This window comes from Candidatus Sphingomonas phytovorans, assembly GCA_029202385.1.
Taxonomy (GTDB): domain Bacteria; phylum Pseudomonadota; class Alphaproteobacteria; order Sphingomonadales; family Sphingomonadaceae; genus Sphingomonas; species Sphingomonas phytovorans.
The window spans coordinates 4,706,010-4,721,774 of sequence record CP119314.1; the positions used below are offsets into that span (position 1 = coordinate 4,706,010).

General features: G+C 57.2%; 11 protein-coding genes. 4 read left to right on the forward strand and 7 right to left on the reverse strand.

Features of this window, described 5'->3' with window-relative positions:
- Nucleotides 1–67: 67 nt before the first annotated feature.
- The 4 genes from P0Y59_21680 to P0Y59_21695 all read right to left on the reverse strand — a co-directional run bounded on the left by P0Y59_21680 (nucleotide 68) and on the right by P0Y59_21695 (nucleotide 5,124).
- The gene (locus P0Y59_21680) at nucleotides 68–775 is read right to left on the reverse strand and encodes a class I SAM-dependent methyltransferase (GenBank protein WEJ99492.1); all 708 of its coding nucleotides are present in this window, start codon (nucleotides 773–775) and stop codon (nucleotides 68–70) included.
- 395 nt (nucleotides 776–1,170) lie between these two features.
- Nucleotides 1,171–2,679, reverse strand: a complete 1,509-nt coding sequence (locus P0Y59_21685) for a glycosyltransferase family 2 protein (GenBank protein ID WEJ99493.1) — start codon at nucleotides 2,677–2,679, stop codon at nucleotides 1,171–1,173.
- A gap of 22 nt (nucleotides 2,680–2,701) precedes the next feature.
- A complete protein-coding gene (locus tag P0Y59_21690; protein ID WEJ99494.1) occupies nucleotides 2,702–3,694 on the reverse strand; it encodes a hypothetical protein in 993 nt (330 codons plus the stop codon).
- Entirely contained in the window at nucleotides 3,694–5,124 is a 1,431-nt protein-coding gene (locus P0Y59_21695) for a glycosyl hydrolase family 28-related protein (GenBank protein ID WEJ99495.1), read from the reverse strand. The genes P0Y59_21690 and P0Y59_21695 overlap by 1 nt, the downstream gene beginning before the upstream one ends.
- Nucleotides 5,125–5,453: 329 nt before the next feature.
- Between P0Y59_21695 and P0Y59_21700 the strand changes: the two genes are divergently transcribed.
- Both P0Y59_21700 and P0Y59_21705 read left to right on the forward strand, forming a co-directional pair.
- Complete coding sequence (locus P0Y59_21700) at nucleotides 5,454–8,393, forward strand: glycosyltransferase (GenBank protein WEJ99496.1); 2,940 nt, start codon at nucleotides 5,454–5,456, stop codon at nucleotides 8,391–8,393.
- A gap of 92 nt (nucleotides 8,394–8,485) precedes the next feature.
- Nucleotides 8,486–10,021 (forward strand): glycosyltransferase family 1 protein, encoded by a 1,536-nt coding sequence (locus P0Y59_21705; protein ID WEJ99497.1) that lies wholly within the window; start codon nucleotides 8,486–8,488, stop codon nucleotides 10,019–10,021.
- 11 nt (nucleotides 10,022–10,032) lie between these two features.
- Here the strand turns inward: P0Y59_21705 and P0Y59_21710 are convergent, their stop codons facing one another.
- From P0Y59_21710 to P0Y59_21720, 3 genes are all read right to left on the reverse strand, one after another.
- Nucleotides 10,033–11,226 (reverse strand): class I SAM-dependent methyltransferase, encoded by a 1,194-nt coding sequence (locus tag P0Y59_21710; GenBank protein WEJ99498.1) that lies wholly within the window; start codon nucleotides 11,224–11,226, stop codon nucleotides 10,033–10,035.
- 16 nt (nucleotides 11,227–11,242) lie between these two features.
- Nucleotides 11,243–12,442, reverse strand: a complete 1,200-nt coding sequence (locus P0Y59_21715) for a hypothetical protein (GenBank protein WEJ99499.1) — start codon at nucleotides 12,440–12,442, stop codon at nucleotides 11,243–11,245.
- Between the two features lie 107 nt (nucleotides 12,443–12,549).
- On the reverse strand, nucleotides 12,550–13,695 hold the full coding sequence (locus P0Y59_21720) for a glycosyltransferase family 1 protein (GenBank protein WEJ99500.1): 1,146 nt from the start codon (nucleotides 13,693–13,695) through the stop codon (nucleotides 12,550–12,552).
- 78 nt (nucleotides 13,696–13,773) lie between these two features.
- Here P0Y59_21720 and P0Y59_21725 point away from each other — a divergent pair, with 78 nt between their 5' ends.
- Complete coding sequence (locus P0Y59_21725) at nucleotides 13,774–14,436, forward strand: ABC transporter ATP-binding protein (GenBank protein WEJ99501.1); 663 nt, start codon at nucleotides 13,774–13,776, stop codon at nucleotides 14,434–14,436.
- 109 nt (nucleotides 14,437–14,545) lie between these two features.
- Nucleotides 14,546–15,640: a polysaccharide export protein gene (locus tag P0Y59_21730; GenBank protein WEJ99502.1), complete on the forward strand. Its 1,095-nt coding sequence runs from the start codon at nucleotides 14,546–14,548 to the stop codon at nucleotides 15,638–15,640.
- The last annotated feature ends 125 nt before the right edge of the window (nucleotides 15,641–15,765 follow it).

Genomic DNA, 15,765 nt, shown 5'->3' on the forward strand with positions numbered 1-15,765 from the left:
GCCAGGCAGGCTGGCGCCATGATCCGAGGCTTCGGACCACAGCGGCCTACCTTATTTCCGATCGGTTTCATCCAACTTTCTGGAAGCAATAATTCGGGCCTTTCGCGACCAATTTGTAATCACTCCGCTCGAGCACCTCGACAGCTGCGCGGTGCGAGCCCCAGTCCGTGCCATCCGCCGAATCGTCGAAAACGATGAAGCCACCAGGCACCAAAAAGCGATCGCAGTTTATAAAGTCCTGCCTGGATTGCTCATAAGTGTGGTCGCCATCGATATAGGCCATGGCGATCGGCCCACCCAGTTGGAACGAGCGGTTATGACTATCGATTTCGCGTAGTCCGCCAGCCCATTTATCGAAAAAACTATCGGAATATTCTTCAAAATGTAGCGGCGGTTCTCCCGGAGCGAATGTCCCGGTCGCGCTAAGAAACAATCGTTTCACATGCTCTCGATAGGCCGTAAAAGTTATCTGCGAATCGCCTACCGTTGTCGTAAAGTCCGCGCCTTCGAAGCGCCATGGGTCGGAGCTGATAATCTTGTTGGGAATGGCGGCTAGTTGCTTAATGCGTGCCATCACGACTGTCGACACGCCGCAGAAGGAGCCGATTTCAATAATAGGATCCTCCGTTGGGAGGTGGCGCATACAATGATTAATAAGACGGATGTTGCTATCGTCCAGCCAACCTGGAATGGCCCAGCGACCCCATATTACTACAGCATCGCCTAGTACGGGGCTGACATCTTCGAGAACTTGTTCGGCTATAGGTTCAGGCAAAGTTCAGCTCCCAACTATCGCTATGCTTAACGCGTGTTATCGAGTGTAACAATTTTACACCTGTCACCGCAACCATCGGCAATATGCCGACGATCACAACAGGGCCGGTTCGGTTACTTAACGCCCGGCAGGTCCACCTCCTACTCAAGCTCGCCGCAGGAAGCAAACCAAGATCTGCCGTGGAAATCACTGTTCCAGCCTACGTCATGCTATAGGTCGCGCACCCATAAACGGGATCCCAGAGCGGCGCATTTTTGATTCAGGGTCAACATGAGGGGTACTGATTCTGGGACTCGAAATATCGCTGCCTGTCGCGCTTGGATGAGCCGCTTGACGCATGGATAGCTGCGATTCTCCAAAAGGTCGGAATATCGCAACAGCTACATGGTGACGGTTCAAAAACAGCGGATTTCCCGCAGGCATACACCCAGCATGCGCGCGTCTCCCGTCTCGGGCGGGGGGGGCGCAGGCGGCTGGGGCTTCAGAACGATTTGATTGATTTGCGCCGACAGCCACGGCGAAGTGGTACAGTCAATCTCGAACTCAAGCGCGCCACCGCGCTCGCATGTCGCGGTGGCAATCGGGACATCGTTTACCAGAAGCGATACGGTCTGACGGCCGTCGGGCGTATGCGGATTACCTGTCATTATACACCGCAAAAACCGCGTGGTCGCAGATGCTTTAAGCCATAACTCCGAACGCGTACCCAGCGACCATGTGTGCGTTTCTTCCGGCTGGGACCATCCTTCCCCCAGGATTTCCGCGATCACGGCAGCCGAGGATGTTCGGAAATACAGCGGAGATTCCGGCGAAACATGCCACGAGGGTGGAGCAGCATTTTCGTGGAAGCTGAAAGAGCGGATGGCCAGATCGTCAGCGCGAGGGGCCAGCGTGATTATGCTGTCACCGGGCACGGTGCGATCGAGATTGATCTGCATACGGAACTCGGTAGCTGGTATACGCGACGTGCCGACAACGTCGTTTTCAAGCAGGACGCTGAGCGCTTGATCCGGTGTTGCATTGATGCCGGTGATATCGAGACGTCGACAAGGGCGTGCAGGCGACATGATTCGGGCACCCGCAGTGGAAATGCGATGGGTGCCTGCATCTACGTCAGCAGGGCCGGCCTGGCGAAATCCGGCAAGCCGGAGTCCCGTGAGATATGTTTGTGGATCGAAAGGACTGCGAACGCCGGGAAAGAAGAATTTATCGACGCGCTCTGGATAAGCACTGAATCGGCGATAAATAGACGCGCCCTCAAGCTTGGTCCTTTCTCCCATAGCAACCGAAAATCCTCCACCACGATAGCGGCAGACGATCTCATCGACATATTGCATTTTAGCGCCGACATCGTGTGCGCGTAGCAAAAGGTCGTGATCGGCGCTGACAAGTAGCCGGGTATCGAATCGCAAATCGACGAGAAGAGCTTTGCGGACGAAGGTTGCCTGGTGGCAGGGGATGGTTTCCAGCCATTCGACGTCGATCTCACCTTCGAACAATTGAGCGGCAATCTGCTCGAATCTCGCCGACCGCTTCAGCAACTCGATATGTCCATTCGTGTAGACATGATCACCATAGACGACGTCGGAATTGCCTTCGACAGATGTCATGATACGGCTGATCGCATCGGCCGAATTAAAGACGTCCCCCGCGTTCAGAAACAACACGAAATCGCGGGACGTCAGCTCGACAGCAGCATTCATCGCGTAATAAATACCAGCATCCGGCTGAACAGAAAGAACATCTATCTTGTCCGCGTACCGCCGTAGTACAGCCTGCGTACCATCCCAACTACACCCATCGACCACAATCAGTTCTATGTTTTGATGTGTTTGCGCGAGAATGCTCTCCAGCGTCGGTGCCAACTCGTTCGCCGCGTTGAGCGTGGCGGTGACGACACTCACCCCCGGGCCGGATCGACTGTTACTAAGCATGAACGAGCCTGTTATATGCAGCGTGGCGGATCGCCGAGGTGAAGGCGGCGGAATAATCGCCACTGCCCCAGCGGCTTCCATCATCGGCAATGATGCTCGCCAACCGGGCACGGTCCTGTGCCCAACTCAAATGCCCGAATGAAGCTTTACGAAGTGCTGCGCGACGTATTGCTGCGATCTTGTCCTGATCGAGCTCAGGCAAACACGCCAGCGGGGCAACTGGATCATAAAAGATGCCAGAGGTTGATGGCGCCATGTAATCGCGCATCGCGGTCGTATCGGGCGATATGACGAGGCAGCCATTCGCCATGGCATCAATACTTTCCGTATCCAGGCCTTTTGCCGGAGGAGAGGAGAAGTGGATCGAACACTCCTCCTGCGAAGGAAGGGTTGTGACTATGCGAACATCGACCCCCTCTGACGGGCCGCTTCGCAATTCCAGCGCCTGTGGTCCGGCGTCCGGCGAGGCGAGGACGTTCAGGCTAGGAATTCCCAACGCGCGGCACAATGTGGTGATCATCTTGAGATTGATCCCATTTGTCCGCTCTCGGTCGACGAACCGAGCTGTTGGCGTCTTCGGCCGGAAATCGATGGTCGAAACGGGCAAAGGCTCCAGATAATATTGGAAATGCGAGGAAGCACAGCCCGTCCGCTGCAAAGCCTCGTGTTGGGTTCGTGTCAGCGCCAGGAACCGGCAGGACACGAATCCTCGCCAGTCAGCCTCGGCGATTGGCGGAAAACTGATATCCGGCACGATGAACGTGCGCGCGAGTGCCAGTGGCTGAACACTTCGGACCAGCGCGTCAGCTTGCCAGAAGATATGGCGATCAAAACTGCTCTTTTTTGCCTCTCCCAGAAAACACTCATCGAGCATTTCGCTGCGGGAGAAAGAAAGTTCCGCCACCTCTCCCAAGCCACGGACAACTTTTACAAAGCCTTCCGGCGGCGGCGTATCATTGATACTGACGAGACAAAGCTTCAACATCAGATTCCCGTTGCGAGGATGGTGAATGGCACCGGGTTGCCGGATACGAAGCCAAAGATCTCTACCCTACAGCCCGTACGGGTCAGCGACCCCGACTTGAGGCGCCCGAAGGCGCCATCGCCCCCAACACCAACGATGACGTGCGGGGGCGACAGAAACGTACCGCCAGGGAAGGAAACTTCGCTTTCTCCCAAGTAGAAGCTGCCATGCGGGCGATTCGTCTTTGCACTGCCTGTAAAAGACATGCTTCTTTGCATCAGGGTGACGTTGCCGTTGCGATCGTGAATCGGACTGTCCGGGAAATTGCGGTATGCATTGTGACCGACTACTGCGTTCACACAAGCTGGCCCGATATCAATCGCGTTACCCTTCCTGCCGATCGCGTCGAACATCACCTCCGATACTGTCACGGTGTTGCCGCCGTTCAGCATAATACCCGTGCCGCCGATCGGAACGGCGATCATGCAGGACCGGATATTGACGTCATAGAAAGTCGTACCGCCATCGATGACCTCGATTGCGCGGGGGCAGTTGGAAAACTGTACACCTTCGATATTCACATAGGTGAATATGCTACGGTCTCCGGCAACTCGGTCAAGCAGGACGCCAGCTTGTGTCATATTCTCGATACTGATGACACTCATGAGCAAATCGCTGGTACCGGCATCTGTGTTACTGAGATTGCAATGATAACCGATTGTGCCACCGTTCAATTTTAGGTTCGTCAGCCTGAGGCCTCCTGAGGATCGTTGTAGGATACACGCCCCACCACCTCCATTGATGTAGCTGCCACTTATCGATGAGTCGCCTGAATCCGCGTTGGTCAGATTGGCGACTAAGATAGCCGCGTGGGCGCCTGAGCCGCCGATAAGTGTTGAATCGCGGAGTTTGAAATCGGAGCAGCGACGAAAATCGATGCCGACGAAATAATCGTAAAGACTGATCCGCTCGATCGAGGATGAGTAGTTAATAACGCCGGGTCCTGGATCAAAGACGATATAGGCACCACTCGTCCGCACGACGTTCGACGCCGTTCGGATGGTCAGATCGGATATCGTACAGGGTTCGTGACCCCTAAACAGGAGCATGTCGTCGGTCGCGTTCGCGATTTCCAGGCTCGTCGATCCTCTGCCGCTTCCGATGAGCCGAACGGGTTTCCCGCGATTGCTGACGGTGCTCGACAGTCGATAAGCGCCGGCCGGCAGGAAGACCGTGCCCCCGACCGCCGGAAGTTGGTCAAATGCACGCTGCAGCAACCGCGTGACGTCGGGCCGCGAATCTGACGATGGACTACCCGGAATGAGTTGGATCGACAGAAGTTCCTGCGCATTCGCCGTTCCCAGAATGGCTGGGCCGGCAGCTGCGATCAGGGTCCGTCGGTCGAGAGAATAAACCATCAGCAAGTCACCATCATCGGGGCTGGCTAGCACGAAAAGAGGCCCTGTTCATCCGCCGTGATTGCGAATCCTGTCGCGAGCGCAGCGCTGGAATTCGGACAAAACGGCAAGCGATTTAGGGGTGTACGCACGGAGGCGATGGCGGTAGCTGCAACGTGGTCGGTTGGGAGGTAGCGTGACAAAACAAGATGCCTTTAGCAATTTCGCGGTCGACGGCGCGTCGACGGTGCGCGGTACTCAGGCGTGTGTTTCCGTTGCGTCGATGCGTTCCCCATACGACATCTAAAGGTCGGGCACGTCGCTGATGCCGACTGGCAGGGTGTTCGCCGCAAGATACAATCCAGCTATGCGATGAGGCATATGTGACGAAGCCACTTTTCACGATTATCACGTCAACCTTCAATGCTGGCCATGCCATTGACATAGCGGCGTCGTCGGTGAGGGCTCAGCACAGGGATGATGTCGAATATATCATCGTCGACGGCGCGTCGTCGGATGATACGCTCACCAGGCTTGAACAATATCGTGATGTTGTGACGCGTATCATATCGGAGCCGGATACGGGCATCTATGATGCGATCAACAAAGGAATTCGGGCGGCGAGCGGCGATCTGATCGGCATCATTGGAGCGGACGACAGCCTGCTGACGGGCGCCCTGGACGTGGTCGCGCGGTATCACCACGAAGCCCCCGCCGCCATTTATGCGGGCGAGACTCTTCTGACTACCGCTGAGGGGCGTGGCGCGCTTCGGCCCGATGAGGACTACGGCATCGCGGCGCTGGTCAGTGGGATTCCCTTCGGTCACAATGCGATGTTCGCCCGACGGGATGCCTATGAGCGGATCGGCTTATACGACACGAAGTTTTCGATCTGCGCCGATGCGCAGTGGGTGCACCGGGCGATCCGAGCGGGGCTGAACTGTACGCGAATTCCGCGGGTGCTTACGCAATTTTCGGCGTCGGGAGTGTCCACGCTTGATGCGGGTGGCATTCTAAAGCAGAGCTTCGATGTCATCATCGGCAATTTCCCGCAACTCAGTGCAGATGAAGCCAAAAGCCTCCTTTATGGCGTCCGCGGCTGGGCCGACCCTATGGAAATTGCGCCCGTTCTGCGGAAGCATCGCCAACCCGACTTGCGGGAGAGTGTCATCGCCGCGCTCGAAAATCAGCCGGACGTGAGAGCCACCCTCGAGCGCCGCGTGGACGCCGCCTCGGGCACGCGAGCAAGTGAGCCTTCGCCCTCGCACAGACCGGTTACGCCCCGTTGCGACGCCCCCCTGTTCTCATTCGTGATACCGGCCTACAATGTCGAACGCTATATTGGAAAATGCCTCGACAGCATCTTATCGCAGCCCTTCGATCGCATCGAGGTCATCGTGGTGGACGATGGGTCTGCTGACGAAACGGCGACGATTGTCCAACACTATCAGGCCAAGGACGGGCGCATCCGTCTGATCCGCCAAGCTAACGCCGGCCAGGGTGCAGCCCGTGCGGTGGCGCTCGCCGAGGCGAGGGGCGAATATATCTGGTGCGTCGATTCTGATGATCGCATTCAGGAGCGTGTACTTGACCGCATCGCTGGCATGTTTTCGTCCACGAAGGCGGACGTCGTTGTCCTCAACTTCGCCTATGAGGAAGAGAACGGCGACGTCGAATATTCGTCGCTCGTGCCGACCTGGCTCGCAGGCCGCACTGTAGATCCGACCGTCGATCAAAAAACCTTCGCAGCGGTGTCGGCCTGGACTTGCCCGCCTTGGCGTTATGTCGTTCGCAAGGCCCTGCTCGATCAGGCGGAAATCGTGTTTCAGCGGGGCTTGTTCTATGAGGATCATCCATTCGCCATCGACGTGATGACGTCGGCTAGGCGCGTGTACGTCGATAGTACGGTCAGCTATTATTATTTGCGGCGCAGCGGCTCTACCGTGCGTAGCCTTGATCGACGTGCGTTCGATTTTCTGCCGATCCGTCGCATGATCCTCGATCGATTGCGCGACAAACGCCTGATCCAGCGCTTCCCGGATATAACCGCATCCTACGTGTACCCGATCAACTTCATCAAGGCTCATGTCGGGGTTGATTATCGACGGGAATTCCTCGCCCGCATTGCAGACGATACCCGCAATGACGAATTGCGCGCCGTTCATGCCTTCGGTTATTCCGGTGAACTCGAGATGGCGTTGGCGCACGAGCGCGGCGAACTCGCGAATATTGATGTCGAGATTTTGACTGGCGAAGCAGACCGCGGGGGCCAGGTCCTCGAACTGTCGCGTACGCTGAGCGCCGGCGATGTGCAGGGGTTGAGCTGGCGCGAAGGCCCCTATCCGGAAATTGGGATCGACGAGGCGTTTCGCTGGGTCGATGGAGATACGCTCAAGGTCAGGCTGCGAACCGCCGGTATGACGAAGCCGTTGCTGAAACTGAAATATCGAAACGATTTACCAGGCCAATTTCTGCTGGTTGAGCAGAATGACAAGATGATCGAGATGTTTCCCTGTCGCCACGTGGGAAAGCGGCATGTCTGCGAACTGGACGTCCCGATCATACGGGGCGTGGATATCGTACTCGTCACGATTACGATCCGCAAACAGGACGATTCGAGTGGCCGTAATCTGGGACTTCTGCTTCAGAATATAGATCTGGTCGATTTGGATGGGCCAATCGCAGAGGTGACCGCGCGTCTCGCTTCTGCGGACACTCGCGTCGTAAAAGGGTCGGGTACGAATATCGCACATTTGCATGTCGATGTACGACGCGATCTTCAGCCTAGGACCTATGTTCGGATCGGCAAAGAAAGCGATATTGGCGGAACGTTCGTTTTCGAACGCGGTTTTGGCGAGATTGTTATCGGGGATCGTTCGTCGATTGGCGGCGGAAGTTTACTGATCTGCACCCAGGAAGCCGGAATCACCATCGGGAGCAACGTTATGCTTTCCTGGAACGTGACGTTGATCGATAGCGATTCGCATTCACTCGATGCTGATGTCCGAGCCAACGACGCGTTCGATTGGATGGTTGGCGAGCAACTCGGACAGCGCGGCCTCTACAAGGATTGGTCCAATGTTCAGTCAGCGCCCATCGTAATCGGAGACGGCGCGTGGGTAGGCTTCGGGAGCACGATCCTGAAAGGCGTCACTGTCGGCAAGGGCGCGATAATCGGCTGCAATTCCGTGGTGACAAAGGATGTTCCCGATTACGCCATAGCTGCCGGCAATCCAGCCCGGATCGTGGGAGCCGCTCCGCGGCGTATGTCGGAGCGGTTGGCAGAGCGAGAGGCCCAATCTGGGGCACTCCTGGCGCAGTAAAGGATTCTTGAGCGGAAACCCTTTTTGCCGAAGTCGCGCCGATCTCGATTTAGGGGAGGCGCGCCCATCAACAACTATGGAATATTAAAAGAATGGCTGAAGATCTTATCATAGGCCTTCCTTTCAATCTCGACGAAAGTTGGATGGGGGGAGCCTATTATCTCCAGAACGTGCTGTCGGCGCTCGCGACGCTCGAAAGCGCACGTCAGCCCCAGATCGCGATCATCACAAACGAGGGCCGGTCCTTCAAGTTCATGCAGGAATCTGGCTATCCGAAGCTGGTTTTTGCGCACCAAGACCACATCTTGCGCGATCCGCGACATGGCGGAATCAATATGCTGTTTGCCTACATGCTGCCGGGCATGGAAAGGCGAACGCTCAGTTGGATTCCGGATTTTCAGGAGCAGCATCTCCCCTATCTTTTTACCGAAACGGAAATCGCCGACAGAATGGCGTGGCATCGGGAGTGCCTCAAGTCGGCCGGCGTGCTGCTCAGCAGCAATAGCGCGCAGCGCGATCTAACCCAGTTTTACGGGCGCGCTTCGACGCCTTTGTTCGTCGTTCCTTTCGCCACTTTTTTGCCGCCTCGCCCGCCTCTTTCCGATGTCGCGCCTAAATATGGCCTGCCGAAGCGATATTTCTTTTTGCCGAACCAGTTTTGGATCCACAAGAATCACATCGTTGTGTTGGCGGCACTCAGAGATCTTGCCGCGCGCGGAGTGTTTCCGCGATTCGCGTTTTCCGGCAAGGAATTCGATACGCGCGCGAGCGAATATGGCATCTATCTGCGCCAGCTGGCCACAGATTGGGGCATCATAGACCAGATTCATTTTCTTGGGTTCATGCCCCGCGACGAACAGCTCGCCGTGATGGATGGCGCTATCGCGGTGGTGCAGCCATCCCGTTTCGAGGGCTGGTCCACCGTCGTCGAGGATGCCAAAGCACTGGACCAGCACGTAATCGCGTCGAATCTGGACGTTCATCGCGAGCAAATGCCCAATGGTCGCGACTTCTTCGAACCTTCGGACCATACCGCATTGACGGACATCATCGAGCGATATTGGGAAGCTCCTCCCATACGCCCGGCTACGGACTACCGAATTGTGCAACGCCGCTTCGGAGAAGCTCTACTCAATACATTTTCTGCCTTGGCGCGCGCGAATCCGCTGCCGGCGCTAGCGAACGCCGATGGCACAGCCAGCCATACCGAGCTCGTGCCGGGCGCCCATATTGCATTCAACAGCCGATCACCTGCCGGACTGGATATGCTCGGTATCGGCTGGAGCCAAGCCGAGGAAACCCATGTCTGGTCGTTCGGACCGAAAGCGGAATTGTGGTTGTCGATTTCAGATCGAACCAGCGCCGTTCGGCTCTTTCTGTCCGGCAATCCGCACGTACCGGCTGGCCGTCAAAACCTGAGCGTTCTGGTGAATGGACAAGAGCAGGCTGTCGGCGGGTTCGAGCATGGCAGCGAGTTGACTGTTACACTCGATTGCACCGCTGCTGCGTGGCAGCGGGGGGGGATGAACCGCGTGATCCTGTCCCCGGACCCCATCGCGATGCCACCGGAGGATGCAGGTGATACTCGCATCCTCGGCGTTTGCATCTGGCGACTAGAAGCGGCCTGATGAGGATCGAACTATTCGATCGCTATTGCAACTCCCAGGGATCGACTGTCGCTACTGGTCATAATGTCGCAAGGACGTAACGGCGGTGGTGTTCGCAGCTTCACCACGGCCAGACCGCCGATAGCCGTCTCGGCCACTGCCTCCAGATAACGGCCGACGCGTGAGAGCCTAAGCGCCTGGCCCTGGAACGAGAGAGCACATGCCAAAGCAAAGCCCGCGGAGATTTCGTGCTCGACGGGAATTTGAAAGGTGACCTGGCTGGGAGAAGGGTCGGGCAGAGTCAGCGACCAGGCGACTTCCGGCACCTTGGTCCAGCGGAAACTGTCTTCCAGTCCATGCCAGCCGTTATCGCTGTCTCTTGATGTCTCTTCACTCAAGGGAGCGGCGAGTCGCACCAGGGCGTGCGGCTTGCCCACCTTGGCAAGTATGCGGGCTACCTCCGGTTTGGGTTGGGATCTTGCGAAGGCTCGTCCGCCGGAGCCGTCAAACAGCATAAAGCCTGCATGGTGCCCGAGTTCGCGCAATGAACGCCAAGAATGGATTGAGATATGACCGTTGCGCGGAGCTATATACCACCAATGAGTTTTTTGCTCGGCGATATCGGGGGGCTGTATCGAGGTTCCGAAGATGATGCAGCCGCCAGGCGCCAGCATGCTGGCGATGTCCGCCATAGTTTCATGAGGCGATACCGCGTGTTCCAGCACCTCGAAACACGTTATGACGTCGAACAATCGCTGCGGCCGGACCGGGCTTGAGAACGGATCGTAGCTTTCCGCATCAACTCCGAACCGCACGAGTTGTCGCGCCAGCGTACCCGAGCCGCTGCCATAATCGAGAAGCGCGAGGGGTGTATTGGGTTCGAGCAGCGCCATTACATATTCCGCGTCCCGCAACGGACGAATTTCGACATATTCCGGATCTACGAGAATATAGTCTCTATTATAAATATATTGCGAGAAATCCTGATTGCTCCAATCATCCATCGCACTTGAAAAAATAAACTCACAATAATCGCAGCGATGATATCCAATGGATATTCCAGAAAATCCAAATGCATATGGACTCGATGGCGAGCAATGCTTGTTAAAATCAACAGAGTCGAATAGATTTGCTGGAGATCCACATATTTTACAAAAAACCTCCGCTGATGCGGGCGCCGCCAACGGAGGAAGGTCGTTGAGAGCCTGACGGAGATCGGTCTTCATTCTCATTCCGATGCTATCACAGGATGGAACGCGCGCGCCGCGCGATGATGCCGAACGGCACGGCGACGCTGCCTGACGCGCCTTCGGCCGCGGATAAAGTAGCTTGTAGCGCTGGCTTGATTCGCGCGAGATCATGACCGCGTGAGATGAGGTTGACACCTAGGCGCTCAATGCCACCGCGATTGAAGATACCGTTTGCCGACGGCGGTACGTTCAGCAGTGAAGGTTCATACCCCACGACATGAACGGCGACACCCCCCGGCCGCAAGCACTCCATCCCCGCTTCGATCATTCTCTGCGATCCGCTTTCGTCGAGCATGTCGGTGGCGCGAATGGACCAAAGAAAATCGAAGCCCGCGAGAGAGCCCGGCAAGTCCAGGGCGGACATGCGGAGTGAATCCGGATCCAAGGGTTGCTCTTGCCCCTCCTCCTCCAGCCCGATCCGCGTGATCATCAGGCCCTCGTCGCTCACCACTGAAATAATATTGGCGGCGGTTTCGCCAATGCAGAGTCCGCGAGCACCTGGCTGCATCATACCGTACCGGGAAAGTGCCTGCAGAACGTAGGCGAACTGCCACGTGGCAGCATTGATTTCTGACATAGACAACCGCGCCGCCCACTGTCCGAGCACCTTCTCGCGTAATTGCGGTTTCGTGCAGGGTTGTGACACCGGTGTGGCGAAGTTTGGCAGATCAAGCGAGACGATCTGGTTGGAAGTTTTTACCTGCTGAGTTCCAAAGTCCGTCTCGCGCGCCTCATCGATCGCAGTTACCTCTTCGGTATCCGTATGATCGGCGGGCTTGTCGATCAGGATCGCCAAGTCGTCGGCGGCCGCATCGGTGTCGTCGGTGATCAGCCCCATGATCGCGTAGGTTGCGCCCCTGAACGCCTCGAATCGCAATGTCATGCTGCCGCCGATCTGGACCAGCCTGTTTAGCTGGACGCGCTCGCCCGTGACCAGTCGCGCAACGGCGCCCGGCTGAGAAGGCATCATATGGATACGCAGCCACAACGTTCCCCGTCTCGCCTGCAGGTTTTTAAAACGCACGATAAAGTGCGCTCTTCCGCGTTGAACCGGGACATAGTGCGTGTGGAAGGCGTAGGTTGGGTCGGGGCCTGGTTCAGGGCCGCCCAAACCCGCGATCACGCTCGTGGGATGGCCATGAAAGGAAAACGGATCGAGCGCCAGGGGCTGCGGGACTTCTTCGGTACTCACGCGTTCTTACGCTCCTAAAGGGCGACGACCCCTGCACTCGCCGAGTTGGTTAGGCAATAAGGAGCACGAGGAGGCACTGCCTCCGATATCACGATGCCGCTGTCGCATTACAGAGCATCATAGAGCGTCGCCAACCTGGTTACGAACCGTTCCATCGAGAAGCGCTCGCGTTGCGCTAAGCCTCTCTCCCGCAGGGTTGCGCAGAAGGCGTCGTCGGTGGAAATGCGCGCGATTGCAATCGCTAGCGCGCAGCTGTCTCGAGGGTCCACGAGCAATGCGGCAGCTCCTGCGGTCTCCGCGAGAGCGCCGTACCGCGAGGTTATGACCGGCGTGCCAAGCATCATCGCTTCGGCCACGGGTAGGCCAAAACCTTCCGCAAGCGAGGGCATCAGCAAGGCCCGAGCGCTGGCGATTAGCGCGATCATGCTTCCCCTGGACTGATAGGGCAGGCGAATGACACGATCACCAGCGTTCGCGAGGTCGATCGTATCGGCACGCCATCCATCGGGGCCTGCCAGAACCAACGGCAAAGCGGTTCCGCTTTTTGCATGGGCTTCAATGATTCTGGCGATATTTTTGCGAGGCTCGACTGATCCGCAGACCAAGAGGTAACGACCCGACGACACCGTGCTTGGCAAGTCCAGAGGCTCTTCGGACGAAAGCACCACGGGCTGGGAGCAGTCAACGATTTGCCCCCCAACCCCGCCGAGGACTCTCGCCACGTCCCGGGCGGCGCTTTCGGATACGGTCACGATCGTGTCCGACACCGAGGCGACGGCTTCAAGCAGTCGACGGTGGCGATCGGAAGCTATGGGCGTCAGCTCCGGATCCGTAAGAGGTATTGCGTCGTGTACCGTATAAAGGTTGCGCCAACCGCAGAGGTGGAGCGGAACTGGGTAGGTCCAGTGCATGATGCCAGGCGGGCCGTCTGGCCGAACCGGCATGGCCCGCCCATGGCGATTGAAATAGGCTTGCCCCAGTCGGAAGACGTCATTGGCTAAAAAAACCTTGTCGATGGCGCGAACGCGGCGCTCATGCGGAAGCAAGGCTTTCAACGATCGCAAAGCGCGCATGCTCGCCGCCTGCCGGGCGTCGGGATATCCGTTGGCGCCGCCACTCAGCAGAAATGCCTCATCGGAAATTTCACACTGCGCCGAGCGCAGCGCGCGCGCGTAGGTAGCTATCCCTGTGCCGCTTGCGAGGAGCATGCGATCCTCCATGCACACGCGGAGATTGCGCAGGTTGTTCGTCATGCCCTAAGATACGCGAATGGCCGCCGTGTGACTCGCGCGTCGGCATCCGGCTTTCGGAAACAGGATCCCGCAAATTCGATGATCGTTTTTGACAATGTGTCCAAGTCTTATCATATCCGCAAATTTCATAAGCAGGTCTTTGCCAATCTGAGCTTCGCGATCAAGCCCGGCGATAGCATAGGCATTTGTGGAGCGAATGGTGCTGGCAAATCCACGCTGATGCGAATGATCGGAGGAATCGAATATCCGACCACTGGTTCGATTACTCGATCGATCAGTACGTCATGGCCGATCGGATATGGCAGTTGTTTTCAGCACAGCCTCACCGGCGCCGACAACGCCCGCTTTATCGCGCGCATCTACAATCAATCAGAAGAATATGTGATTGATTATGTTGAAGATTTTGCGCAGCTAGGTCCCTATCTCTATCAGCCTGTCGAGACATATTCGGCTGGCATGAACGCGCGTCTGGCGTTTGGCATATCGCTGGCAATCGATTTCGACTGTTATTTGGTCGACGAGGTTACCGGTGCGGGTGACGAGCGCTTTCGGATTCGCTGCGAGGAGGCTTTGTTGCATCGCCGTGATAATGCGACACTCATTATGGTGTCCCATGACCCCGGCACGCTCAGGCAGTATTGCCGTGCGGGCGCTGTCGTGTATGGCGGCACGGTAACGTTCTATGACAGCATCGACGAGGCCAACGAAGTCCACCATCGGCTGCAGACGTTGTCGACTTGACGCGCGATCGATGTGGCGGGACCCATTCCGCCTTTCCAAGATTCACCGAGGTTTGATGTCACGCTCTCCCAAACATACTTTGCCTCTCGTCGCGAGCGCCAGCCTGGCGATGCTGAGCGGTTGCGCGTCGATCCCCGCCAGCGGGCCCACCTCGCATGATATCGTGCGGAGTGTCCGCGCCGAGCAGAATCAAATCGGGATGCGGCTGGTCGACATTGATCCGACCGTCATTTCAGATCTCGACGTCCGCAATGAAGCGGCAGATCACCGGGTATCGACGATCGCATCGTTGGCGCTAAGTGCCTCGAACGACGTTGTCGGGCCTGGGGATGTGCTCTCGGTCGGCATCTACGAAGTCGGCGCGAGCCTTTTTCAGGGGGGGCGATCTTCGCTGCAGGGGGATGTTCAGCCATCAGCGAGCAGTGAGAATTTTCCGAACGTCGTGGTCGCCCGCGATGGTACGATTAAGCTGCCCTATGCGGGCACGCTTCAGGTGGCCGGACTTACCCCCGCCGAAATTCAGGCAAGGGTGGAGCACGCTTACCTGGGGAAATCGCAAAGCCTACAAGCGATTGTCCTCGTGAAAGAGAATCTCAGCCAGACAATTTACGTGTCCGGTGACGTGCGCAGGCCTGGCCGTATAAACCTCAGCCTGCAACGCGAGCGCCTGCTTGATGCCATCGCGAGCGCGGGTGGAAGTGTCACTCAGACTCAGGACATGGTTGTCCGCTTCGTGCGAGGTGGGCAGGTCGTGGAAGAGCGGCTTGATCGGATTCAGGCCGGCGCTCCCGACGACCTTGTGCTGGTGGCCGGCGATCGCATTGAACTGGTTCGCGAACCGCAAACCTTTACTGTATTCGGAGCCGTGGGGAAGGTTTCACAGGTCTCATTCGATCAGACCGACCTTACCCTTGCCGAAGCGGTAGCTCGAGCCGGCGGCCCTAACGATGCGACCGCCAATCCTCGCGCAGTATATCTTTTTCGTTTTGATCCCCCCGTGGAGCTTGGCCAAAAAGGGGCGCCAACTATCTACCGGCTCGACATGATGCAGCCGCAGGATTACTTTTTGGCGCAGCATTTCGCAATGAGAAACAAAGACGTTCTCTATGTCAGCAATGCGGCGATCAATCGCACGGCCAAGTTCGTCGCGATCATCAACCAGCTGTTCTCACCGTTTGTTGCAGCGCGAACTGTGGCACAATAATTTGCTTCCGTAGCTTATTGGCTGAAGATAGCCCGAGCGCTTCAGTGCGGCTATTCGGCGGCAAGCCGATGATGCGCCGGCGAAGCCGGGATCAATTCCTGACTGAAAGCCCGAACCGATTAGGG

Coding starts and splice junctions, on each gene's coding strand:
- P0Y59_21730 (WEJ99502.1), top strand. CDS start 14,546: ATGCTGAGCGGTTGCGCGTCGATCCCCGCCAGCGGGCCCACCTCGCAT.
- P0Y59_21690 (WEJ99494.1), bottom strand. CDS start 3,694: ATGTTGAAGCTTTGTCTCGTCAGTATCAATGATACGCCGCCGCCGGAA.
- P0Y59_21725 (WEJ99501.1), top strand. CDS start 13,774: ATGATCGTTTTTGACAATGTGTCCAAGTCTTATCATATCCGCAAATTT.
- P0Y59_21705 (WEJ99497.1), top strand. CDS start 8,486: ATGGCTGAAGATCTTATCATAGGCCTTCCTTTCAATCTCGACGAAAGT.
- P0Y59_21720 (WEJ99500.1), bottom strand. CDS start 13,695: ATGACGAACAACCTGCGCAATCTCCGCGTGTGCATGGAGGATCGCATG.
- P0Y59_21710 (WEJ99498.1), bottom strand. CDS start 11,226: ATGAAGACCGATCTCCGTCAGGCTCTCAACGACCTTCCTCCGTTGGCG.